The organism is uncultured Methanobrevibacter sp., from assembly GCF_937881195.1.
In the GTDB taxonomy this organism is placed as follows: Archaea; Methanobacteriota; Methanobacteria; order Methanobacteriales; family Methanobacteriaceae; genus Methanobinarius.
Window position 1 is genome coordinate 41,074 of the sequence record NZ_CALGFC010000006.1, and the last position, 24,146, is coordinate 65,219.

A 24,146-nucleotide genomic window follows, 5' to 3' on the forward strand; every position below is an offset into this window, starting at 1 on the left:
AGTTTAATTTTTTAATATTATTTATTCTGATATTATTTATTTTAATAATATTCTTTTTAATAATATTTATTTTAATAATTTAACTTTAAAATTATTAAATTATATAATAATTATTCTAGTATTATTTATATGTATTTTAATCTTATGGTGATATTATGAAGATAGCAGTAGCTTCTACTGATGGAAAAGAAATTGATCTTCATTTTGGAGATGCTAATCAGTTTTTTATATTTGATATTGAGAATATTGAATTTTTAGAGTTAAGAAAAAAATCCAATATTGTATTGGAGGACCATACGGATCGTTGGAAAGAGTCCACCGACCTTATAAATGACTGTAAAGTCGTATTATGTAAAAAAATAGGAAAAGAGCCCCATATCGAGCTTAGAAAAATGGGCATAAAAGCAGTAATGCTTGATTGCAAGGTTGATGATGCATTAAAAGAATGTCATAATCATTTAAATTTGTCTTAGCTTGAATATTAGTCTCTTATTTTATAATCATTTATTTTATGAATAATTTTACATTTTTATTCTTATTTTTTTTATTCTTATTTTTATTCTTATTGCTATTTTTATTATTTTGCTATTACTATTATTTTTATTTCAGCTATTTTTATATATATTTTTAAGTATTATTAACTTAAAGTTTATTATTAGTGTTTAAATAACCCATAGCTAATATTATTTTAATATACCTTGATACATCTAATGTTTCATATTTATTTGTCTTTTAAGTAATAATATTCTCCAGATTCTTTTTGTTCTCTGTCGAGATAGCTATCTAATTTGTTTACACGGGGTCTTTTTGTTTCTTTGTCTCTTCTGAATGTAATTTTTAGATCTTTTAAAAATTTATTCATTGAAGTTCTAAGGTCTTGGGGTTTGGTAGCTTTTCCAATAAGTCCTGGTTCACCTTGGAAAACCATAGCACGATCACTTATATAATCTATAAACACAATATCGTGGTCAACTATTAAAGATGCTGCATTTTTACTTTCTACAATCTTTCTAATAGTTTTACCCGCAATTAATCTCTGTTCTACATCAAGAAAAGCTGTTGGCTCATCGAAAAGATATATGTCTGCATCTTTTGATAATGTAGCTGCTACTGCAAGTCTTTGTAATTCCCCACCACTTAAATCTTTTACTTGTTTGTCCAATATATCTTCAAGTGAAAATGGTTTCATGATTTCTGTTTTAAAAATATTTGAGCCGAAACTTGGGGCATTCATATATAAAAAGTCTTGAACTCTGCCTTCAAAGTCAGAAACAATATATTGGGGTTTATAAGCAATTTTTATATCATCTCCAACTTTTCCCCCGTCTGGTTTTACTTCATTAGCTAATATCTTTGCAAAAGTAGTTTTTCCGATACCATTTGATCCAAAAGCGGTTACAATTTCGTCGTGAAATATTTCTCCTGCTTCTGCTTCGAGAGAAAATCCTTCATAGGATTTTTCTAAATTTGTATATGATACTATAGGGTCTCCTTTATCTTCAGGAGTTGGTGGTCTAATACTAAATTCAATAGGCTGTTTTCTAATCCTAACATTTTCTTCTTTTAAAAATCCATTTATATAAGCATTTATTCCAACCCTAACTCCTTTCATTTGTGAAACTACTCCATAAGCTCCAGTTTGCCCATAAAGTATATGTATATAATCTGATATGGCATCTAATGTGGCTAAATCATGTTCAATAACCATCACTGATTTTCCATCATCTGCAAGAGATCTTATAACTTTAACTGCATTTAAACGCTGTTTAACATCTAACCATGAAGTTGGTTCATCAAAATAGTAAAAGTCTCCTTCTCTAACATATGATGCAGCAATAGCAACTCTTTGAAGTTCTCCACCACTTAAATTGCTTATTTTTCGTTTGAGAACATTTTCAAGATCTAATGACTCTACTACTTCTTCAAATTTTCCTCTTTCATCAGCATTTGAAAGAAGTTCTGAAACATTTCCTTTAACAAATTTAGGAAGCTGATCAACCATTTGTGGTTTGTGGATAACTTTTATTTTACCTTCAGAAAGGTCTTTAAAATATTTTTGAAGTTGGGAACCTTTATAATATTCAATTATATTGTCCCAATTTTTAGGGGAAACTTCCAAGTTTCCTAAATTAGGAATCATTTCTCCAGATAAAATCCTCATTATTGTTGACTTCCCAATTCCATTAGGTCCTAACATACCAATAACTGACCCATCACTAAGTGTTGGAAGTCCAAATAATTCAAACATATTTTGTCCAAATCTATGAATGGGATTATCCAGAGCTTCTGGAAGGTTAATAACGCTTATTGCACTAAATGGACAACGATTTGTACAAATTCCGCAGCCAGAACATAACTCTTCTGATATTAAAGGTTTTTTTGTTTTTTCATCAATAATTATTGTGTCTTCTTCCATACGGACTCCTGGGCAGTATTCAATACATGTGTAATTACATTTTTTTGGTTGGCATCGATCATGGTCTAATATGGAAATTCTACTCAATTTATCACCTATATATAATATTGTTAAAATAATACTACTAAACAGTAGATTATAACTTAAATTACTATTTGAAAATAAAATTATTTGATTTCTTTTGTTTTATGGGATTTAGTTTTTTATTTAAGTTATTTAGTTTATTTAATATGTTATTTAGTCTATTCGCTTTACTCAGATTACTCAATATAGTTTATTTATATATAATTTACTTCATTAATATAATTAAATTATTTATAAAATCATAATTATTAAATTTAATATAACTTATTTATTTTTATTATAATTTTATATTGTTAGTTTAATAAATATATTATTACAATAATTAATTTAGCTATTTAAAATATATTTATTTATAATTTTTTATAATTTCTATCTTATTTTATTTTTTATTTATGCTAATTTATTTATAATTCTTTATTAAAATATTAATCTTAGGTGTAGTTTAATGAAACAAGTTATTGTAGTAAGAAATGATTTGAAAATGTCCAAAGGTAAAACCGCTGCTCAAGCTTGCCATGCTTGTTTAGGTGCATACAAAAAAGCAGATTCTAATAAAATTAAGCTTTGGGAGCAAGAAGGTCAAAAAAAAGTGATTGTGAAAGTCAATAGTTTAGAATCCTTATTTGAAATAAAAGAAATAGCTAAAAAGAATAATGTTCCTAATTTTATGGTAAAAGATGCTGGAAGAACAGAAATACCTGCTAGTACTATTACTTGTTTAGGTATTGGTCCAGATACTGATGAAATAATTGATAAAGTTACTCAAGATTTAAAATTATTAAGTTAAATAAACATAATTTAAACAAATATAAAAATAAGTTAAATAATAAATTTAGTTACATATTCATTTTTCTGTCACGAATTTTTATTTAGTTTATTGTAATAATGTTTTTTATTTAGTTTGCTGTAATAATGTGTTTTATTAGTTTGTTCTGTCCATATTATTTTATTTCGGGGTGTAAAAATTATTGAGTGGGTAATAAAAATTGGTGGAAGTCTTTTTCCAAAAAAAGCTATCGAATTAGCTAATTCTTTAAAAGGAACTAATTGTCTTATAATTACTGGAGGGGGAGAATTTGCAAATCTCATTCGTAAATATGATGGCGAGATTGGATTTTCAAATGATGTTACTCATGAAACTGCTATTCAATCTATGGATATCACAGCTAAACTATTAAATGATAAATTAGACTTTACAAAAATCACATCTTCTCTTGAAAATCTTGAAAATATCCTTGATTCTGGAAAAATTCCTATATTAATCTGTTCGGATATTTTAAAAGATAATTCAAATATTTATCCTTCTTGGAATGTAACTTCAGATTCAATTTCAGCATATGTTTCAAACATCTTAAAAGCGAAACTTTTAATAGCTACAAATGTAGATGGTATATATAGCCGAGAACCGAATAGTGTTGGGTCAAAATTTTTTGATGAAATTGATGCTAAAAAACTACTAACTTTTAATGAGACATCAGTTGACTTAATGCTCAGTGAGTTACTAATTAAATTCGGCAATAACTGTTTTGTTGTCAATGGAAGTTTCCCAGAGAGAGTTTTATCTCTTATTGGGGGAAAAAATAGTGACAAAATGATTGATGACGATTATAAACCCAATTATAATTTTAGATATACATTAATTAGAGGTGAATAAAATGAAAAAAGTAGAATGTAAATCTTGTAAACAAGAAATTCCATTAATAGATACTTATGTTGAATTTCCATGTCCTGAATGTGGTGAATTAATAGCAAGATGCGATAAATGTCGTACTTTTGGTCACACTTATGTTTGTGATTGTGGTTTTGAAGGACCTTAATTTAAGAATTTGATATTATTTATTAATCTAATATTTTCCAATCTTTTATGCTATTAATAATTGGAAATATATCTATTTGTTATATCTAAATTTTAATATCTTTTTATTAAATTTATTAATATTTTAATCTAATTTTTGATTTATGCATTTTTGACTATATAATTTTTTTATCATATAATTTTTGATAATGCAAAATTTTTCATTATACAAATTTTATCTTTTTATAAATTTTTATCATTAAAATTTATTTTCATAATGTTAAATTTATCAATTAGTTTTTATTTTTAATATAAAATTATAAAAAAATATTAGAAATATATAAATATTTAGTAAAATGAGTAATATTAATGTTTCTTTCATAAATTTATTATATTTAATAATAATATCCTAAGCCATTATTATTGATTTAATCGATTAAAAATACTTTTCTGCTAAAATAAATACTTTTTTAAGTTATTTTATCTAAAATAAACCAAAATAATTAAATATTATTAATTTAATATATCTTTTTGCATTTGTTAATATAATATTTTTATAAGTATTTTTTATAAATATTTTTATTTATGGATATTTTTTATAAAATATTATTAATGCATTTAAACCTAAAAAGTTAGCTATATTTTTCATTATATAAATCGATAGATACTGCATCACAATAGGGTTCTATGATTTTTAAAGAAGATAGTTTAAAGAATATAATTTAATTAAAATAAATGTTTAGTTAAAAAATTTTAAATTAAAATAGTTTAAAAAATTTAAAAGAAAAGTTTGAAATAATAATTATTTATTTTTTATTCAATTATAAATAATTTTAAAGATAAAAGAGTTTTTAAAGATAAAAAATAACATATAAGATATATATAGTAAAATAATAAAATTATATTGTATTTATATTCTAAATATTATAAAATATTATAAATATTATATATTATTAAATATTTTAAATATTATATATTATTAAATATTTTAAATATTTTAAAATAACTTTATTTATTTGGAGGATTTAAAATGGGAGAAGTTGTAGCAACTGTAAAATTAATGCCTGAAAGCCCTGATGTCGACTTAGAACAAATGAAAATTGATGCTCAAAATGCAGTTAATGAAGATGCGGAATTACATAAAATAGAGGAAGAACCTATTGCTTTTGGTTTAGTAGCTTTAAATGTAATGTTCATTGTTGATGATGGTGAAGGTGGAACTGAAGCAGTAGAGGAAAAATTAGCGAAAATTCCAAGTGTCAACAGTATAGAAGTTGTTGATGTTAGAAGATTAATGTAATTTATATTTTAAATATATTAACTTAATTTTAAAGATTAAAATATTAATTCTCTATTTTGTTAATTAATATAGCTTCTTAATTATTAAATCTTTTAATTATTAAATTCTTTAATTATAAAGTTTTTTAATTATTAAATCTTTTTATTATTAAATTCTTTAATTATAAAGTTTTTTAATTATTAAATCTTTTTATTAATCATTCTTGTTGTATTTAATTAATAAATATTGAACTTATTTTTTTTTATTTGGTTTTTTTATTATATTTAAAAACATTTCATTTTTTTATTTTTATAATTTTATTATATCAATTTATACTTAGTAAAATAATTAATTTTTAATTAATAATATTTACAATTGTAATTAATAACTAATATTAATTAACAATAATATAATATAATAATTTAATAGCAGGTGAGATAGGATGTTTGATCTTATTTTAGCTTGCTTTTTAGGTATTTTATGTGGTGCAGTAACTGGATTAATTCCAGGGATTCATGTTAACACAGCAGGAGCTATAATTTTCACATTTTCTGCATTTTTACTTGAAATTTTCACACCAGAATTCCTCTGTGTTTTTTTAGTAGCTATGTCAATTGCCCATGCATTGATAGAATTTATTCCTTCTATATTATTAGGAGTACCTGATGAAGCTACAGCAGTATCTGTTTTGCCAGGACATCGTATGGTTTTAGAAGGTAGATCTAAAGAAGCTATTAGGATAGTAGGGATTGGAGGCTTTGGGGCAATTATTGTTATTATAATAATGCTTCCTATTTTCATGTTTTTTTTGCCAGTTGTACAGGGAATAATTAAACCTTATACGTTTATAATACTTTTAATAGTTTCAATATATATTCTTTGGAGGCTTAGTAGTAGTAAAAAGTCTTTCATATGGTCTTCAATATTGTTTATTTTTTCTGGTATATTGGGGTGGACTATTTTTCAAACTCCTATATCCTCAGGGCTTTCTATGATGTGTATATTTTCAGGATTATTTGGAATAAGCACTATATTGTTCAGTTTAAATGACAATTCTTTTGTACCTCATCAAAATAAATTTTACACTCTTGATTTAAATAGTAACATGTTAAGGGGTATATTTGCTGGTGGAGTTTCTGGGGCTATTCTTGGATTTTTACCAGGATTTGGGCCTGCACAGGGAAGTATGATTGCACAAACAGTTGCTGGAGGAGGAGGTGAAGATAACACTGAAAATTTTCTATGTTCTATTAGTGGACTGAACACTTCTGATACATTATTTTCTCTTATATGTATTTACCTTATAGGTAATCCTAGGAGCGGGATAGCTGTTTACATGAATTACTTAATAAGCACATTTAATTTATATCACTTACTTATATTTACTTTCACGGCTCTTGTGGCAGTATCTATATCATTGATTCTATGCTTAAAGTTAGGTGATAGTTTTTCAAAGATAATGCAAAATTTAAACTATAAAAAATTATCTATTACAGTTATAATTTTAATGATAGTAATTTTATATATATTCACAATAATTTACAAAGCTAATATTTTTTATATAACTCTTGCTCTTATTACATCAACTGCAATGGGATTACTTCCACATTATCTTGGTGTATCTAAATCTCATTTAATGGGGGTTTTAATAATCCCTGCAATGATAATTTATTTAGGCATACTTATGTAAATCTTTGTAAATATTCTAATTTTTATTCTATTTTTATCAACTTTCGACTATTGTTTCTATTTTTTAATTTTCATTTTTAATTTTCATTTTTTTATTTTTAATTCGAAACTTAATATTAAATTTTAGATTATAATAAATTCTTATTGTATAAAATATTTAAAAAGATTATTATATATTTAGATTATATTCAAAAAATTATTAAGGTATGTTAAACATAATATAATATCAATAATAAATAATAGTTATTAAATTTTTAATATTTGTTATTAAATATTTAGTTTCTAAAAATTAAGTTTAGGTGATAATATGACTGAAAATTCTATTAAAACAACAGTGGATGAACTAAAGAAGCTTCTTAATGTAAAAAATTTTATTGGAGAACCAATAGAAACTGAAGATAAAATATTAATTCCTTTTATGAAATGGGGAATAGGTTTTGGGGCTGGTCAAATGAATAATTCCAATTCTGAAGGGGGATTTGGTTCAGGTGCGGCTGCAGGGATTGAACCCATTTCAATAGTTGTTGTTGATAAAAAATCTGATGGAATTGATGGGGTAAGAGTATTAAATTTAACAAAGGCCACTGAAACTAGTAAAGCGATATCAGAATTAGGTATTGTTGCTACAGATTTAATAAAAGAAGTTATATCTAACTATAATGAAAAACAAGCTGGAAAATCTGGAGATAATCCTTTAGAAAATCAAAATGTTGAATCTAATGTTGTAAAAGATTCTGAATAATTTTAATTATATTATTAACAATATTATATATTAATATTTTAAATTTACATAAAAGGATAGCTTGGTTACTATGATTATAGAAATAATAGTGGGTTTAATTATTTTTATAATTATTTTGATATTAATTTTTTTATATTTTGGTTTAAATATAAATATTTTTTTAAATAAAAGAGGAAATGATTTTAAAGGGCAAATTGAAGTTAAATTCTCAATTTTTAAAATTTTTTCTAAAAACTTTCCAGATGATGAAAAAAATAAAAAACCTGAAAACGACAAAAAAGAAAATATAAAAAGAAAGTCTAATGATATTAAAGATAAAAATAGCTCTGAAGATTTGGATGATGAATTAAATAAAAATAATAGTGCTAAAGATAAAGATAATGTGAAGGATAAAAATTCTAAAAATAAATTAAATGAATTTAGAGAATTATTTCCTCTTATTTCAACTAACTTTTGGGATATTTTAGATTTAATCGAGTCTCTATTATATTCAGTAAATTTAAAAAAATTTAAGCTTCATTTAATATTAGGATTTTCTAGCCCTGTTAATACTGCAACTACTTTAGGCTATATTTGGGCTTTTTCAGCTACTCCTAATTTATCTAAATCTTTTAATTTATCTGCAGAGCCAATATTTAATAAAGAAATTTTTGATTTTGAAAGTGAGATTGTATTTAAAATAAGTCTTTTAAAACCAGTATTAAAAATTTTTAAATTATTAACTAAAAAAAGCATGATTAAACTTATATTAAAATTAAGGAAGTTTTTCAAATGATTAAAGATAATTTATCTGATATTTTTAATTTTAATATAATTGATGAGAGATTTTTTACAGAAGGATTTGATTTAGGTAATTTAAAAATTTATCCCTATTACGATCTTTCTATAATAATTTTAGATTCTGAAGAATCTGGTGTTTTCTCTATAAAACCTTTAGCTATAATTATTTCTAATTTTAATAGTAATAATGATATTGAATATTATTTATATTATATTGATGAATCTAAAAAGAGTGAAAATTCTGATAAAATTATTATAGAAAAATTTTGTGAGGATATTTTGAATTTAAATAACTAATATATCCACTGCTATTTTTTCAGCAATTTTTTTAATTTCGTCTGTGTTTACTTGAGGAAAACAGTCTAATATGCATATATCAAATTCTTTATTTTCACTATTTTTATTGAATTCATAACTTTTTAGTTTATAATATAATTCTTCTAGAGAAAAATTATATATTCTAAAATTTTTTCCAATAGAAATTTCAAAATTTTCATAATTATTTTTTATTATTTTTAGATTTTTATCCCTATTTTTGCTTTTAGTATTATAATTTCTAGAATTATTTCTATTATAACCCTCATTTATATTATAATTATCATTTATATTATAACTATTATTTTTATTATTCCTATTATTTTTATTATTCCAATTATTTTTATTACTATAAATATTATTTCTAAAATCTACCTTGTTTAGGCTATCTTCAATCCATTTTTCTGATTTATTTTGATTAAATCGTTCTTTAATCATTTTAAATCCATTTGCTTCTAAATTTACTAATGTCATAATTGTAGAAGGTTTCCAAACATCATTAAATACTACTTCTTTAACTCCTAATTTAAGTAAAAATATTCCTAAAGTTCCATTGCCACAAGTACCATCTAAAACTTTTAACTTTGATATTTCTTCTTTAGAATAGTTTTTTGATTTTAGATAGTTACATATACTAACTATTTTACTTTCTGATGTATTTGGAAATTCTATGTAACTTAGGTGCTGAACTTTATTTATAGCTATTTTTCCCATTGGTGTTTGAATTATATCACATCTAATATCATTTCCTTTAAGAATTTTATATGAATTTTCTTCACTATTTGCATCTAATTTTCCAACGGTGTCTTTAGGATTTCCCTTTAAAACTCCTTTTATTTCACTAACTTCTTCTAATATTATTTCAGCAATATCTCTTGTTAAATTATCATGTAAAATAATCAATGAATCATTTTTAAGGTATATATTATGGGGATTATTTGTTAATGGAGTTAACAATGGGACGGGTCCATTTCTAAGATTATATTCTCGTAATTTAACTTTTTCGGTTTTCATTATCTTTAAAACATGGGTCATTATTATATCTAAATGTCTTTTTCCACAATCACATCTACCAAAGGTGTTGTCAATATCAGATAAATTTACTTGTTCGTCTATTCTTTTAAATTTTTTAATCTTAATTGGAAGATTAGTATCGCATTCAGAGCATTTTTGTGTTTTTTTTAAATTATTATGGATATTTTCAATATTAATTATTTCCTTTGATAGGTCATAACTTAATCTATCAATGTTAAGTTGTTTGTAATTTTTTGAAAATATTATTTTTTCCATAATATTATTTTGTTTTCGTTATCTTTATATCTTACTTTAATCAATAGTAATATTAAAATAATAATAATTAGTATTATTTTATTATTTAAGAAGGTAATTATCATCTCTCTTTATAATTATCTCCTTTCTTTACTAGATTTATATTATTTATAATATTTTTTTGGATAATATGAGTATATTTTTTCTGGATAATAAGTGGATGATTCCAATATAATACTATTTAAAATTGTTATTTTATCAAATCTATTATTTTTATTAAAATATGTTTAATCCGGTGAATTTATGATAGATAATAAAGAGAAAAAAGATGAAAATTTAAAATATAAGTTTAAAAGCACTAATAATTTAATTCCTAAATATAAATTGATGAATTCAAATTTTTCAAAGTTAGAAAAGACTTTATTGGAAGAATTAAGAAATAATCTAGTTGATTTAGCTGTATCTTCAGGTAAAAATTCTAAAATAAATGAAAATGAGTTATTTTTAGATATCAAAGAGTTTTTAACTAAGAAAATAATCAACAAAACTGATAATACTAATTATGATTTTTCAGATTTTATTTCTAAAGATTTATTGGAAATTTATAATGGGTCTATTGATGAAATAAATAATAAAAAATCAAGACTTAAAAATTCAAAAAAGAAGGGGATAAACCAAAATGATAAAAGTTATGTTGAGGACATTTTTAATTCTAGATATTTAGAGGAGAATATCATTGATAAAAAAATTGATGAATTAGCTAATAAACTATTCAAAGAGATTATTGGTTATGGTGAACTTGATTCTTTAATAAATGATGATAAACTTGAGGAAATAATGATAATTGGTGTCAATAAACCAGTTTTTGTTTATCATAGGGACCATGGTATGATGGAATCAAATTTAGTATTTGAAAATGTTGAGGAAATTCTTTCAGTTATTGATTCAATAGCTCGTCAAGTAAATAGGAGAATAGATCAAGAATCTCCAATTATGGATGCAAGACTTGAAAATGGCTCACGAGTTAATGCTACTATTTCTCCAATATCTGCAGATGGGCCTTCTTTAACTATAAGAAAGTTTAAAAAAGATCCTTTGACAATAATTGATATAATAAATGAGAAAACTTTAAATTGTGAATTGGCTGCTTTTTTATGGTTGTGTATTGATGGGCTTGGCGTGAATCCTGCTAATACTATTATTTCTGGAGGAACAAGTTCTGGGAAAACAACAACTTTAAATTCATTATCTGCATTTATAAATCCTCGAGAAAGAATAATAACAATAGAAGACACTCTTGAACTTCAAATACCTCAAAAACATATTTTAAGATTAGAAACAAGAGTTTCAAACATTGAAAATAAAGGAGAGTTAACAATGGATGATTTACTTAAAAATTCTCTAAGGCAAAGACCAGATAGAATAATTGTAGGTGAAGTAAGAGGAAAAGAAGCAGTAACTCTTTTTACAGCACTTAACACTGGACATTCTGGATTTGGAACACTTCATTCAAATAGTTCAAGGGAAACTATAACTCGCCTTACAAACGCTCCTATGAATGTTCCAGAAATGATGATTTCTGCAATTGATTTTATTATAATGCAGAATAGAATTTATCGATCTGATGGTGTTTCTATTCGTAGGATTACCGAGGTTGTTGAAGTTGTAGGTATTGAAGAGGGAACTATTCAATTAAATAAAATTTTTCAATGGAATTCTAAAGAAGATAAAATTGAAAATGTGTCAATTTCATCTAAAACATTAGAAAAAATTGCAAATACTAAAGGTATTGAAATGAAAACTATCTTTGACGAAATAAATAAAAGAAAAAATGTTTTAGAATTTTTATCTAATAATAATATTAGAAGTTTTCATGAACTGAATATGTTTATTGGTAATTACTATTTAGATTCTAAAATCGTTTTGGAGTATATTTCTAATTTTGATCATTAAAATACATAATTTTTATTAAAGGATGTAGATATTATTTTAAAACAATTCTTTATATTATTGTCTGAGATGTTAATAATGTTATATAATCTATTTTTTAAGTTTTTTTGGCTTTTTGGTGATTTTACTAGTCGCTATATTTTTAATAATAAAAATAATAATAAATATATTACTAAAGATAATAATCATAAAAAAGATTTAGATAATAAATTGAGTATTGGAAATTACTTATTTAATGTCTATTGTTTTTTTGAGGATATTTTGAGTTTTTTAGCAAAAAAAGACATAAAAAATGAAAATACTATTTTTGATTATCAAAAAAATTTTCAAAAAGAATATTTTAATATTATTCTTAATACTAAGATTCTCAATAATAAATTTATAGATTTTTTTATTATAAAATATATCCTAAAATATATGGATATTAAAATATTTTTATTTATTCTGTTTTCATTTTTCATAGCTTCTATAATTTTATTCTTTTTCTTTTTTGGATTTGAAATCGCTTTATCCATTATAATTTTATATATAATTGGGATATTATGGATTATTACTTCTCCCAAAAGAAATATGGAAAAAAATAAGCTTGAAATATCCAATGAACTCCCTTATGCCCTTCGTCAGATGGTTACAGAGTTAAGGTCAGGAAAAGGGTTACATGATGTTATGGATTCAATATCCAATTCTGGATATGGATCATTGTCCTATGAATTTTCAGTAGTCATTGAAGAAATTAAATATGGTGAAACAACTGAAAAAGCACTATTTAATTTATCCAATAGGGTTTCTTCTGATGGATTAAATCGAGTGACTCAGCAAATTATTGGTACTATTAAAACCGGGGGAAATCTTTCTTCTAATCTTAATATAATTGCTGAAGATATTTCCCATGATATTCAACTCAAATTGAAAGATTATTCTCAGAAATTGAACGCATTTGTAATGATTTATACTTTTATAGCAATATTAGGGCCAGTAATTTTATTAATAATGTTAATGGCAGCATCTACAGTAATGGGAGATATAATTCCAAGTAATTTGGTCCTGATTATTTATATATTCTTTTTTCCAATTTTAATAATATTTATGGGAGTTATGATGAAAAAGATGGAACCAGTTTTATGAAAAATAAAATAATTAAGGTTGGTTTTGATTTTTAAGTTTTGCTTTAAAGATTTCATCAGAAGCATCTTTGGCAGTTAACTTCATATGAACATTTAAACCTTTTTTTTGCAATCTATGTAATATTTCGGATGATTTTGGAGGTTTTAAATGAGCTTCTATTAATAACTTATGATTTGAAAAAACTTCTTCAGTATTTCCTTGATTTATTATTTTTCCATGATGCAATACAAAGATTTTATCTGCAAATTCTGTTATCATTTCTACATCATGAGAAGATATAACAATACTCATCCCTTCTTTATTTAAATCATTTAAAATCTTTAAAACCTGTTCAACACCTTGAGGATCTAAACCTGCTGTAGGTTCGTCTAATATCATGATTTCAGGGCGCATTGCAATTACTCCTGCAATAGATACTCTTTTTTGTTGCCCTCCGCTTAAATGATGAGGGGGCTTATTTTCAAAACCAATCATCCCGACTAGTTCTAAAGACTCTTTTACTCTTTTATCTACTTCTTCTAATGATAATCCTAAATTCATAGGTCCAAAAGCCACATCCTCTATAACACTAGGTGCAAAAAGTTGATCATCTGGTTTTTGAAAAACAACTCCAACTTTTTGTCTAACTTTCATTAATTCTTTCTTTTTATAAATAATAGGGTTACCATTTATTTTAATTAAACCTTCAGTAGGTTCACTCAATCCATTAAAATGTGAAAATAAGGTTGATTTTCCTGCTCCATTAGATCCAATAACTGCTACCTTTTCTCCCTTTTTAATGGAAATATTAATGTTTTTTATTGCTTCTGTACCATCTGGATATGTAAATCCTAAATTTTCAGTTGATAAAACTGTTTCTTTCATTTTTATACTCTTCCTTATTATTTGTACAAAACAACACCAAAATATCCTAGATATTCTGGATAAAAAGTTACTAAAATTTGTAAAATAATCACTAAACTAATAATTATGGATATGTAAATATAATCTGATTTATTTATATTTTTCCTCACATGGTATAAATCAGAACTATCAGAGAAACATCTACTAACCATGCTAGAGTATGTTTTTTCTCCTTTTTCATATGCCTTTAAAAACATCATAGCTATTGAATAACCTACCTGTTTAACTCTCCATTTATAAGGGGTCAACTTACTATGAATATCAAAATTTCTTGATTTTTGGGCTTTACGGATTGATTGAAGTTCATCAACAAAAATAAATAGGAATCTTACCATAATACTTAAAATCATGGCTAAATCTCGAGGCATTCCCAATTTTCTCAATGATTGAACAATTTCTTGCATTGGGCTTGTTGAAGATAATAATACAATGCTGGTTAAACAAACAATCAACCTAGAGGTTAAAAGTATTGCCCAATTTAATCCTAAATCAGTAACATGTATCCATGAAATAGAGCTCTGCCAAATTATGGTTCCTGGGTGAATAAATGGTTGAAATAATATAATAAATCCACCAAATGGTAAAAGTAGTGCTACTCTCATAAATGTATTTTTAAAAGATAATTTAGCTAAAAATATCATTATTAATAAAAATATTTCAAAAACTAAAGGAACTATTAACTGATTAGAAAAAACTGTATATACTATTATAATCAAAACTGCAATAAGTTTTATTCTACCTTCTAAATCATGTATGATGGAGTGTTGAGATGACAATGATTCTAAGTCTAAAGTTTCGTTAATATTCATTAAATATTCTCCGGTTAATAAAAATTAAAATTTTCTCAGCAAAAAAAGTTATCTCAACTTAAAATCATATATATAAAATTTATTTACTTATTTTAATATCTCGCATTTTATTTGAATTTTATATATTGAATTTTATAAATATTTTTTATTTCTTAAAAGTTTTATTCTTTTTTAAAATTATATTTAATATTATTTATATTTTTATTCTTATAATTAATAATCTTATTATTTAAATAAAATTATTAATCTTATACTTTTATAATAATTATAATAGGTTTTATTATTTTTAAAAGATTAATAATTTTATTAAAAATTAATATTATTATTTAAATTAAAATTCTTATTTATAAAATTAAAAAATATAAGCTAGTTATAAAACTAACTTATAAATATTATTTTTCATTTTTCATTTTAAGTTTTTTGTTTTCTAACTATATATGCTACTCCGAATCCTATAAGTAGTGTTATTATAATACCTAGAATTAAAGCAACTATTTCACCAGCTACGCTGTCTCCCATTGTATAATCTGGAAATGGTGATTCAACAAAAGAATATGCAACACTCTCTCCAACAGACGAATCCTCTGCAGATTTTTCTAGTCCATCGGGATTACCAGATGCAATAAATGGGGACAAACCTGCAACTACAATACATATAATAATTCCAACTATAATTAGATATTTATCTCTCTTCTCCATCTAATCAGCTCCACTATTAGAGTTATTTTTCTTATTCCATGCTAATAAATCTGGTCTGAATTTTTCAAGAGCCATTATTACAATGATTGTCAATATAGCTTCAATTATGCCAATAAAGGCATGATATATTCCCATTGATGCAAGACCTAAAACAAGCGGGAATGTTCCAGCAAGAGCCATTTCAACTGCACATGCTTCTGCTGCTATAAATGTTGCAAGCCATGCGGCAATTCCAATTGCAGGATATTTTCCTATATGGTTTCTAAGTCCTTTAAATGTGAACAATCCTACTGATCCTCCAATTATTCCCATATTCAAAACATTTGCTCCTAGAGTTGTAATTCCTCCATCTCCAAATAACAATGCTTGAACAAGTAAAACAACTGTAAATACAAGTATCGCTGCTTCTGGGGCCATAAATACTATTGCTACTAAAGTACCTCCAACCATATGTCCACTTGTACCAAATGGTATTGGCATATTCATAGACATTATTGCGAAGATACCTGCAGCTAAAACTGCCATTAATGGAATACGTTTCTCATCAAGATTATTTTTTGCCCATTTACTAGCGAAGTATAGTGCTATGATTAATATTACATAATATATAGCACATTGCCATAATGGTATAAAACCGTCAGGTATATGCATACTTTCATTTCCTCCTAAGTAATACTTTTTCTACTATTTCTTTTGATAAAGTATTACCTCATATTCTGTTAAAATATTCTTTTTAAAATTCCAAGTTTAATATAATATTATTTTTGTTATATATTAACTGGATAACAATGATTATATCATATTTCCAATATAAAGCTTTTGAAAGTAATATTTTTTTTAAAATTTCCATATTAAAAGTATTACTTTTTGAATATATTTTAGAAAATAAAAATAATATTTTTAAATTGTGTTTTAAAAAAATCAAGAAGAATTTATAGAAATTAGATGTTGGTTTAAAAATTAAAAAAAGTAATTGTTTAATTATTAATATTAAATTAATTTTTGGTATTCATAATTATAATAGCTAATTAGATTATTATTATAATAAATTATATCATATTAATATATTAAATATAAATAATATTATTTTAATTATATTAATATTGTATTTTTGATTATAAATTTTAAAATTATAGTATTAATTATATTATTATTTAATTATTTTTAGAATAAATTTTTTAAAATAATTTTTTTTAAAAACTAAAAAACTATCTTTTTACAATTTTTTTCATAATTCTATAATATAATTTTTTTTCTATTTTTTTGTTTTTAAGATTTTCTGCTTTATTAAATGCTTCCAATGCTTTTTCATCTTCTCCAATACTTTTCAATAATTCTCCTTTTTTCTCCCAGGGAATATTATTATTAGGATCTTTTGAAATAGCAGAATTATAAAATTCAAGTGCTTTTTTTGGATTATTAATTGATTCAAATATTTCTCCTTTTTTTATAAGTGCATATATGTAATTTGGATCTTTTTTTAAGACTTTATCACAATATTCCAATGCTTTTTCAGGTTTTCCTTTTTTAATCATCTTTTCTGCAATCGCTATATTTATTTCTTTTTTAAAAAATGAAACAACAATCGCTATTAAAAGCAAACAAGCAATACTTGTGATAATATCTTTTATAATAATAATACATATCAAAAATCCCATGATTAATATTCCTATAAGTACTGTATCATACCATTTCCAACTTTGATATCTTTCCATTAATTACACCTTTATTTTATTTTTAGATTAATTTCTATTTTATTATTATAATATATAAAAAAATTAGTAACTTTAATAACATTACAGAAAATTACTTATATTATTAATAACAAACATATAATTTACATTATATCTATGTATTATAATGTTTTTAAAAGTATTATATTTATTATAATACTTTGAATATTTGCAATATAATTATTCTAACTTTTTTAATTTTTATTAAGCAAAAAATACTATTAGCAAAAAATACTATTAAATACTATTCAATTTTAAACAATTATAATAATTTAATTATCCAATTACTAATTTTCAATTACTATTTAAGATTGCCTTGTTTAATTAATCTCAATTATTAAAGATTTAACTAATCTCAATTATTAAAGATTTAATTAATCTCAATTATTAAAAATTAAAATCTTATTTAGAATTTAATAATAGTGTATTTTATTATTTTATAAAGATATGCATATTTAAAGCTTTTTATGTTATTACTAATCGTTTTTTTAGTTGAAAAACGTAATACTTGACAATGATGAGAACCTTTTCAAATTTTACCTATTTTAATCAAAAAAGTAATATTTTTCTTTAAAAAATGAATAATTGATTTATTTACAATATCATTAATGATGGGGCGAATTTTTTTAGTTTTCATTGTTTCTATTATGGTAGCATTTATTTATAATTTGTTAATACAAAAAATATATATACTTTAAATTCAAAATAAAATATCATTATAAATCATTATTAATTACAACTGTAAAATTTATAATGTGTAAACTTTTACTGCAGGTTATAATATTATCATGTTTCTATATATCATTCAATTAGGTATATTCATAACTTTTGCCTTACACTAATTATTATATTGGATTACAAGCTTGTAATTAAAATTATGAAGTTTTATGTAAATTTATTTTTTTATGTAAAATTTTATAAAATGTAATTGGACATTATCAAATTAATAATCTTATTTATATTACTTAATTTGATAATAATTTTAGTAATACTAATAATGATAATAATAAATTTAGTTAATTTAATTTTACTTAGTCTAGTTTGATTAATCTAAATTTAGTAATGAAATCTGATTTAGTAATAGAAATAATATAGTAATAGAAATAATACTAATTTAAAAATAATGAGGTCGGTGATAATTTGACACCTAATTCAACTAAACCTAAAGATTTTAAGGATGATTTTTGGAAAGCTAAAGATATAAAATTTTCTTTTGGTGAAATTATAGAAGATAAATCTCCAGATTCTGAGGATAAGGAAACTTTTATTGGCCCAACTCCAAAACCCTCTGTCACGGATTTAAGATCGTGGGATATGAAACTTTTAGAGAGATATCCTCCATTTTATGCTCCATTTTGTGATATGTGTTGTTTATGTACTTTTGGAAAATGTGATTTAACTGGAAAAAAAGGTGCTTGTGGAATTGATATTGAGGCTCAACAAGGAAGATTTGCACTTTTAACATGTTGTATAGGTGCTGCGGCACATTCTGCACATAGTAGGCATTTACTTGAATATTTAATTCATAAAGTAGGCCCTGACCATCCAGTTGATTTTGGAAATAATATTGATATTGAAGCACCAATTATGAGAACATTAATTGGTAAAGCTCCTAAAACATTGGGAGATATTAGAGAAGCAATGGCATATATGGAAGAAGAGAATCTTCATTTATTGTCTGCTTGTCATACTGGACAAGAAGGAAATTATCTTGATTTTGAATCCAAAGCTCTTCATGCAGGTTTGATGGATCATATTGGAATGGAAATTGGTGACGTTTCTCAAATAGCTGCTTTAAATTTGCCAAAAGGTGAAGCAGATACTTCTCTTATAGAACTTGGTATTGGTGCAATTAATAGAGATAAACCAGTTATACTATGTATTGGTCATAATGTTGCTCCTGGTGCAGGAGTTGTTGATTATTTAGAGGATAATAATCTTGAAGATGATGTTGAGCTTTGTGGTATATGTTGTACTGCTATTGATATAACTAGGTATAGTGACAGGGCTAAAGTTGTTGGGCCTATTTCTAAACAATTAAAATTCCTTAGAAGTGGAGTTGCTGATGTTGTAATTGTTGATGAACAATGTATAAGGTCTGATGTTCTTGAAGAATCTCAAAAAACAGGTACTGCATTATTAGCTACAACTGATAAAATGTGTTTGGGTTTACCTGATAAAACAAATGATCCTGCCGATTCAATTGTTGCAGATATTTTAAATAAACAAATTGATGGGGCACTTATCCTTGATCCTGAAAAAGTTGGGGAAGTGGCTACTAAATTATCATTAAAACTTTCTAAAACAAGAAAATATATTAAAGCTCTTCCAGACATGGATGAAATACAAGAAGAAGCTAGCAAATGTACAAAATGTGAATGGTGTGTTAGGGTATGTCCTAATAATCTTCCTATTATGGATGCTGTATCTTCTGCAGGTAATGGCGATTTTGATATAGCAGAATCACTATACTCTCATGATATCTGTTATGCTTGTGGTAGATGTGAACAAGAATGTCCTGAAGATATTAAAATAATGAATTTAATGTCTAAAGTTGGTGAAAACAATCTTAAAAACCAAAAATTCAATATCCGGGCAGGAAGAGGTCCAATACAAGATGTAGAAGTTAGGCGTGTTGGTGCTCCAATTGTTCTTGGAGATATACCGGGTGTTATAGCTTTTGTTGGGTGTACTAATTATCCTGATGGTGCTAAGGATGTTGCTAAAATGGCTGAAGAATTCCTTGAAAGGAATTATATTGTGGTTACTAGTGGTTGTGGAGCAATGTCTATTGGGGAATATAAAGATGAAGATGGAAAAACATTATATGAAAAATATAGTGGTGAATTTGATGCAAAAGGTTTAGTTAATGTTGGGTCTTGCGTATCTAATTCTCATATTCCTGGTGTTGCTATTAAAATAGCTAATATATTTGCTAAAAAACCACTTGAAGGAAACTTTGAAGTTATTGCTGATTATATTCTTAATCGTGTAGGTGCATGTGGTGTTGCATGGGGACCTTATTCACAAAAAGCAGCTTCTATTGCTTCTGGTGTTAATAGATGGGGTATTCCTGTAGTTTTAGGGCCACACGGTTCTAAATACAGAAGACTTTACTTAGGCAGGTCTGATAAAGAAGATGTTTGGAATTTAAATGATATGAGGACTCGAAAAGTTATAAAAGGAGAACCTGCTCCAGAACATCTACTATTTGCTGCAGAAAATCGTGAAGAAGCTACTGTAGCTATTGCTAAGAGTTGTCTTAGGCCTACTGACAACAATAAAGGAAGACAAATTAAACTAAATCATTATATTGATTTAAATAAAAAATATTTTGGTGTTATTCCTGAAGATGTTTATAAATATATTCGGAATGAAAAAGATATTCCAATAACTTATAAAAATGATGTTAAAGAAATTTTAGAAAGAAATAATTGGGAACCTCGTGAATTAGTTATGGAACCATCAATTCTTGATTTTCCTGAAGAAGAATAAATTTATTTGAGGATTATAATTAATAATGAAAATATGGGAATAAATGGTGATTAAATGAATGAAAGAGTTATTCCATGGCAACCAACAGTCATAGCAGGGCCAAAACAAGCTTTGTTAGCAACTCCTGAGACTGCAAAGTTAATGCTTCAAAAATCTAAAAGACCTCTATTTGTTGTAGGGCCTTATGCAAAAAATGAGCCACTTATGGGTCATGTCAAAAGTATAGCTGAATCTTGGGATTTGCCTATTGTTACAACAGCAGATACTTTTAAATCATTTAATGAAAATGGAATTGAAAGTAATTATTATGGTATAGTTGAAATAGTTAATTTACTAAAAGATCCTGATTGGAAAGGTATTAATGGTGAAGGCTCCCATGATTTAGTTGTTTTTGTAGGTTGTATTTATTATATTGCCTCTCAAGGTCTTTCTACATTAAAACACTTTGCACCTCACCTTAAAACTTTGACAATATGTAAATATTTCCATTCAAATGCTGATGCATCATTTCCAAATATGAAAGATGAAGAATGGGAAAAATATTTAGGTAAAATGAGTAAAAAATAGTAGAAATAGTTAAAATAGAATTATTAATATTAATAAAAATTATTTTATTAAAATATAATGAAAATCACGATTATTGAATTTAATGAAAATTACATTATTACAATTAATAAAAATTACATTATTAAAAATTATAATCATATATTAATGTTTAATTGATAGAGGAGGAATTAAATGTTTAGTGATATTCCTGTTGATGTAAGTCCTATGCATGAAGGTGAAAGAATACGTGCGGCTAATATGTTTGTAGAATTAGCTGGTCCTAAATCTATTGGAGCAGAACTTGTTCGAGTTGATGAATCTTTAAATGATGGGAAATTTGAAGTTATTGGTCCTGAGCTCAGTGAAATGACCAAAGGTGAAGTTTATCCATTTGGTATAAAAATAGATATTAAGGGTGAAAAACTTGAAAAAGAGCTTGAAGGGGTTATAGAAAGGAGAACGCACGATTTGTGTAATTATATTCAAGGTTTTATGCATTTAAATCAGAGAGATCAAATTTGGTGCAGAGTAAGTACTGATGCTTTGAATTCTGGATTTAAACTTTTAGATTTAGCTAAAGCTCTTGGAATTTTATTTAAAGAAGAATTTCCAATTATTGAGGAAATTTCTGTGACAATATTGACTACTGAAGATGATGTAAAAAAATTTGTAGATAATGCTCAAGAAATTTATTCTGCAAGGGATGAAAGAGCAAGAGAACTTTCTGATGAAGATGTTGATGTTTTTTACGGATGCTTGATGTGTCAATCTTTTGCACCTACTCATATGTGTGTTGTAACTCCTGATCGTACTGCTTTATGCGGGGCTATAAATTGGTTTGATTGTAGGGCTTCTGCTAAGATGGATCCTGATGGATCAATTTTTGAAATTGAAAAAGGTGAAGTTTTAGATGATATTAAAGGGGAGTATGCAAATGTTAATGAAATAATTGCTCAAAAGACACAAGGTGAAACAGATAGAGTATATCTTCATAGTGTTTTTGAATATCCTCATACTTCTTGTGGATGTTTTGAAGCCGTAGCTTTTTATATACCTGAATTAGATGGTATTGGTATTGTCGATAGGGATTTTGCAGGTGAAACACCTTTAGGTATTCCATTTTCATCAATGGCAGGGCAATGTTCTGGTGGAAAACAGGTTGAAGGATTTACTGGGTTAAGTTTAGAATATATGAGGTCTCCAAAATTTTTACAAGCTGATGGAGCATATGATAGAATTGTTTGGATGCCAAGCACAATTAAAAGTTCTTTAGAAGGATTTATTCCAGAGGATATCTTTGATAAAATTGCCACTGATGAAGATGCTACTTCTATTAATGATATAAAAGAATTTTTAAAAGAAAAAGATCATCCAATTTTAGAAAGGATTTCTAATTTAGGGAATGATGAAGATATTGATGAAGAAGAATATTCTGAAAGTGAAAGTTCAATGGAATATCAAGATGAGGGTATTGGTCAAGAATTTGTACCAGTAGCCACTGCTCCTGAGATGTCTATGCCTATGTCTGGTGGAGTTAAAATTATTTTCAAAAATGCAAAAGTATATGCAGAAAAAGTTATAATTAAAAGAAGTAAAAAGTAGTATTTGTTAATTAATGATTAATGTAATTTGATTATATATTTTATAACACATTAATCAATTTATGTTAATTAATAGATTAAATAAAACCTTTGTGTGATAAATTGATAATTGCTGTAAGTGGAAAAGGTGGAACTGGAAAAACTTTAGTTTCTTCTATATTAATAAAATTATTGTCTAAAACAGGAAAAGACCTTTTAGTTATTGATGCGGATCCTGATTCAAATATTCCTGAATCTTTAGGGATTGATGTTGATAAAAGTGTTGGTGATGTTAGAGAAGATCTTAAAAAAGATATAAATAAAGGCAATATACCTTCTGGGATGAATAAATGGGACATCTTAGACTATAAAATCATGGAATCGATTGTTGAAACACCTGATTTTGATTTGCTTATGATGGGGCGACCGGAAGGTAGTGGATGTTATTGTGCAGTTAATAATATGCTTAGGAAAATAATAGAAAATATTTCTTCAAACTACGATTTCATAGTTATTGATACTGAGGCAGGACTTGAGCATTTAAGTCGTAGAACTACTCAAAGTGTTGATACGATGTTAGTTATTTCAGATTCATCAAAAAGAGGATTACATACGGCTTCAAGAGTTGGGGAATTGTCTAAAGAATTAGAAATATCATTTGATCAAATATATTTAATATTAAATAGGGTAAAATTTGGCAATGAAAAAGAGATATGTGAAAAATCTAAAGAAACAGGTTTGGATACTATTGGTTTAATTCATGATGATGAAACCATATATGAGTTTGATATTAAAGGTAAACCACTAATTGATCTTCCTGATGATTGTGAACCTGTTGAAGTTATTAGAAAAATTATTGATAAAATAATTTTATAAGATTTTATTTATTAACAATCAATTGAATTAGCTTAATAATATATTAATTATATATTGAAAT

At 25.2% G+C, this 24,146-nt stretch carries 23 protein-coding genes; 15 read left to right on the forward strand and 8 right to left on the reverse strand.

Features of this window, described 5'->3' with window-relative positions:
- Window positions 1-155: 155 nt before the first annotated feature.
- Window positions 156-473, forward strand: coding sequence for a NifB/NifX family molybdenum-iron cluster-binding protein (locus Q0087_RS00605; RefSeq protein ID WP_297897200.1), 318 nt, complete (start codon window positions 156-158; stop codon window positions 471-473).
- A gap of 248 nt (window positions 474-721) precedes the next feature.
- On the opposite strand, the gene Q0087_RS00610 is transcribed toward Q0087_RS00605, so the two are convergent.
- Window positions 722-2,503 carry a ribosome biogenesis/translation initiation ATPase RLI gene (locus Q0087_RS00610; protein WP_297897203.1) on the reverse strand — a complete coding sequence of 594 codons (1,782 nt, stop codon included), beginning with the start codon at window positions 2,501-2,503 and terminating at the stop codon, window positions 722-724.
- Window positions 2,504-2,945: 442 nt separating this feature from the next.
- Here Q0087_RS00610 and pth2 point away from each other — a divergent pair, with 442 nt between their 5' ends.
- A complete protein-coding gene (gene pth2 / locus Q0087_RS00615) occupies window positions 2,946-3,287 on the forward strand; it encodes a peptidyl-tRNA hydrolase Pth2 (RefSeq protein WP_297897206.1) in 342 nt (113 codons plus the stop codon).
- Window positions 3,288-3,355: 68 nt separating this feature from the next.
- Here pth2 and Q0087_RS00620 read toward each other — a convergent pair whose 3' ends face one another.
- Window positions 3,356-3,589 (reverse strand): hypothetical protein, encoded by a 234-nt coding sequence (locus Q0087_RS00620; protein ID WP_297897209.1) that lies wholly within the window; start codon window positions 3,587-3,589, stop codon window positions 3,356-3,358.
- Here Q0087_RS00620 and Q0087_RS00625 point away from each other — a divergent pair.
- From Q0087_RS00625 to Q0087_RS00655, 7 genes are all read left to right on the forward strand, one after another.
- Window positions 3,516-4,154, forward strand: coding sequence for a delta 1-pyrroline-5-carboxylate synthetase (locus Q0087_RS00625; protein ID WP_297897334.1), 639 nt, complete (start codon window positions 3,516-3,518; stop codon window positions 4,152-4,154). The two genes, Q0087_RS00620 and Q0087_RS00625, sit on opposite strands and share 74 nt — an antisense overlap.
- 1 nt (window position 4,155) lies before the next feature.
- A complete protein-coding gene (locus tag Q0087_RS00630) occupies window positions 4,156-4,317 on the forward strand; it encodes a zinc finger domain-containing protein (protein ID WP_042702070.1) in 162 nt (53 codons plus the stop codon).
- Window positions 4,318-5,325: 1,008 nt separating this feature from the next.
- On the forward strand, window positions 5,326-5,595 hold the full coding sequence (locus Q0087_RS00635; RefSeq protein ID WP_297897218.1) for an elongation factor 1-beta: 270 nt from the start codon (window positions 5,326-5,328) through the stop codon (window positions 5,593-5,595).
- A gap of 421 nt (window positions 5,596-6,016) precedes the next feature.
- On the forward strand, window positions 6,017-7,264 hold the full coding sequence (locus Q0087_RS00640; RefSeq protein WP_297897221.1) for a tripartite tricarboxylate transporter permease: 1,248 nt from the start codon (window positions 6,017-6,019) through the stop codon (window positions 7,262-7,264).
- Between the two features lie 306 nt (window positions 7,265-7,570).
- Window positions 7,571-8,005: a GerW family sporulation protein gene (locus Q0087_RS00645; protein WP_297897224.1), complete on the forward strand. Its 435-nt coding sequence runs from the start codon at window positions 7,571-7,573 to the stop codon at window positions 8,003-8,005.
- A gap of 70 nt (window positions 8,006-8,075) precedes the next feature.
- A complete protein-coding gene (locus Q0087_RS00650; RefSeq protein ID WP_297897339.1) occupies window positions 8,076-8,780 on the forward strand; it encodes a DUF2953 domain-containing protein in 705 nt (234 codons plus the stop codon).
- Window positions 8,777-9,082, forward strand: a complete 306-nt coding sequence (locus tag Q0087_RS00655; RefSeq protein ID WP_297897226.1) for a hypothetical protein — start codon at window positions 8,777-8,779, stop codon at window positions 9,080-9,082. The genes Q0087_RS00650 and Q0087_RS00655 overlap by 4 nt, the downstream gene beginning before the upstream one ends.
- Here Q0087_RS00655 and Q0087_RS00660 read toward each other — a convergent pair.
- Window positions 9,071-10,390 (reverse strand): hypothetical protein, encoded by a 1,320-nt coding sequence (locus tag Q0087_RS00660; RefSeq protein ID WP_297897228.1) that lies wholly within the window; start codon window positions 10,388-10,390, stop codon window positions 9,071-9,073. The two genes, Q0087_RS00655 and Q0087_RS00660, sit on opposite strands and share 12 nt — an antisense overlap.
- Window positions 10,391-10,672: 282 nt before the next feature.
- Here Q0087_RS00660 and Q0087_RS00665 point away from each other — a divergent pair, with 282 nt between their 5' ends.
- Together Q0087_RS00665 and Q0087_RS00670 are read left to right on the forward strand one after the other, a co-directional pair.
- Window positions 10,673-12,322: a CpaF family protein gene (locus Q0087_RS00665; protein WP_297897230.1), complete on the forward strand. Its 1,650-nt coding sequence runs from the start codon at window positions 10,673-10,675 to the stop codon at window positions 12,320-12,322.
- A gap of 567 nt (window positions 12,323-12,889) precedes the next feature.
- Entirely contained in the window at window positions 12,890-13,444 is a 555-nt protein-coding gene (locus Q0087_RS00670; RefSeq protein WP_297897233.1) for a type II secretion system F family protein, read from the forward strand.
- A 12-nt stretch (window positions 13,445-13,456) separates the two neighbouring features.
- Here Q0087_RS00670 and Q0087_RS00675 read toward each other — a convergent pair whose 3' ends face one another.
- The 5 genes from Q0087_RS00675 to Q0087_RS00695 form a co-directional block, all read right to left on the reverse strand.
- Entirely contained in the window at window positions 13,457-14,308 is an 852-nt protein-coding gene (locus Q0087_RS00675) for an energy-coupling factor ABC transporter ATP-binding protein (protein WP_297897236.1), read from the reverse strand.
- Between the two features lie 17 nt (window positions 14,309-14,325).
- Window positions 14,326-15,156: a cobalt ECF transporter T component CbiQ gene (gene cbiQ / locus Q0087_RS00680; RefSeq protein ID WP_297897238.1), complete on the reverse strand. Its 831-nt coding sequence runs from the start codon at window positions 15,154-15,156 to the stop codon at window positions 14,326-14,328.
- 411 nt (window positions 15,157-15,567) lie between these two features.
- Window positions 15,568-15,855, reverse strand: a complete 288-nt coding sequence (locus Q0087_RS00685; protein WP_297897242.1) for a PDGLE domain-containing protein — start codon at window positions 15,853-15,855, stop codon at window positions 15,568-15,570.
- On the reverse strand, window positions 15,856-16,506 hold the full coding sequence (gene cbiM / locus Q0087_RS00690) for a cobalt transporter CbiM (RefSeq protein ID WP_297897248.1): 651 nt from the start codon (window positions 16,504-16,506) through the stop codon (window positions 15,856-15,858).
- 557 nt (window positions 16,507-17,063) lie between these two features.
- Entirely contained in the window at window positions 17,064-17,570 is a 507-nt protein-coding gene (locus tag Q0087_RS00695) for a tetratricopeptide repeat protein (RefSeq protein ID WP_297897252.1), read from the reverse strand.
- Window positions 17,571-18,728: 1,158 nt separating this feature from the next.
- On the opposite strand from Q0087_RS00695, the gene cdhA reads away from it, so the two are divergent.
- The 4 genes from cdhA (at window position 18,729) to Q0087_RS00715 (ending at window position 24,085) form a co-directional block, all read left to right on the forward strand.
- On the forward strand, window positions 18,729-21,083 hold the full coding sequence (gene cdhA, locus Q0087_RS00700; RefSeq protein WP_297897255.1) for a CO dehydrogenase/acetyl-CoA synthase complex subunit alpha: 2,355 nt from the start codon (window positions 18,729-18,731) through the stop codon (window positions 21,081-21,083).
- A gap of 54 nt (window positions 21,084-21,137) precedes the next feature.
- Entirely contained in the window at window positions 21,138-21,650 is a 513-nt protein-coding gene (cdhB, locus tag Q0087_RS00705) for a CO dehydrogenase/acetyl-CoA synthase complex subunit epsilon (RefSeq protein ID WP_297897259.1), read from the forward strand.
- 171 nt (window positions 21,651-21,821) lie between these two features.
- Window positions 21,822-23,231 carry a CO dehydrogenase/CO-methylating acetyl-CoA synthase complex subunit beta gene (gene cdhC, locus Q0087_RS00710; protein ID WP_297897261.1) on the forward strand — a complete coding sequence of 470 codons (1,410 nt, stop codon included), beginning with the start codon at window positions 21,822-21,824 and terminating at the stop codon, window positions 23,229-23,231.
- 101 nt (window positions 23,232-23,332) lie between these two features.
- Window positions 23,333-24,085, forward strand: coding sequence for an AAA family ATPase (locus tag Q0087_RS00715; RefSeq protein ID WP_297897264.1), 753 nt, complete (start codon window positions 23,333-23,335; stop codon window positions 24,083-24,085).
- Window positions 24,086-24,146: the final 61 nt, after the last annotated feature.

Coding starts and splice junctions, on each gene's coding strand:
- Q0087_RS00605 (WP_297897200.1), top strand. CDS start 156: ATGAAGATAGCAGTAGCTTCTACTGATGGAAAAGAAATTGATCTTCAT.
- pth2 (WP_297897206.1), top strand. CDS start 2,946: ATGAAACAAGTTATTGTAGTAAGAAATGATTTGAAAATGTCCAAAGGT.
- Q0087_RS00620 (WP_297897209.1), bottom strand. CDS start 3,589: ATGAGATTTGCAAATTCTCCCCCTCCAGTAATTATAAGACAATTAGTT.
- Q0087_RS00630 (WP_042702070.1), top strand. CDS start 4,156: ATGAAAAAAGTAGAATGTAAATCTTGTAAACAAGAAATTCCATTAATA.
- Q0087_RS00635 (WP_297897218.1), top strand. CDS start 5,326: ATGGGAGAAGTTGTAGCAACTGTAAAATTAATGCCTGAAAGCCCTGAT.
- Q0087_RS00640 (WP_297897221.1), top strand. CDS start 6,017: ATGTTTGATCTTATTTTAGCTTGCTTTTTAGGTATTTTATGTGGTGCA.
- Q0087_RS00645 (WP_297897224.1), top strand. CDS start 7,571: ATGACTGAAAATTCTATTAAAACAACAGTGGATGAACTAAAGAAGCTT.
- Q0087_RS00650 (WP_297897339.1), top strand. CDS start 8,076: ATGATTATAGAAATAATAGTGGGTTTAATTATTTTTATAATTATTTTG.
- Q0087_RS00655 (WP_297897226.1), top strand. CDS start 8,777: ATGATTAAAGATAATTTATCTGATATTTTTAATTTTAATATAATTGAT.
- Q0087_RS00660 (WP_297897228.1), bottom strand. CDS start 10,390: ATGGAAAAAATAATATTTTCAAAAAATTACAAACAACTTAACATTGAT.
- Q0087_RS00665 (WP_297897230.1), top strand. CDS start 10,673: ATGATAGATAATAAAGAGAAAAAAGATGAAAATTTAAAATATAAGTTT.
- Q0087_RS00670 (WP_297897233.1), top strand. CDS start 12,890: ATGGAAAAAAATAAGCTTGAAATATCCAATGAACTCCCTTATGCCCTT.
- Q0087_RS00675 (WP_297897236.1), bottom strand. CDS start 14,308: ATGAAAGAAACAGTTTTATCAACTGAAAATTTAGGATTTACATATCCA.
- cbiQ (WP_297897238.1), bottom strand. CDS start 15,156: ATGAATATTAACGAAACTTTAGACTTAGAATCATTGTCATCTCAACAC.
- Q0087_RS00685 (WP_297897242.1), bottom strand. CDS start 15,855: ATGGAGAAGAGAGATAAATATCTAATTATAGTTGGAATTATTATATGT.
- cbiM (WP_297897248.1), bottom strand. CDS start 16,506: ATGCATATACCTGACGGTTTTATACCATTATGGCAATGTGCTATATAT.
- Q0087_RS00695 (WP_297897252.1), bottom strand. CDS start 17,570: ATGGAAAGATATCAAAGTTGGAAATGGTATGATACAGTACTTATAGGA.
- cdhB (WP_297897259.1), top strand. CDS start 21,138: ATGAATGAAAGAGTTATTCCATGGCAACCAACAGTCATAGCAGGGCCA.
- cdhC (WP_297897261.1), top strand. CDS start 21,822: ATGTTTAGTGATATTCCTGTTGATGTAAGTCCTATGCATGAAGGTGAA.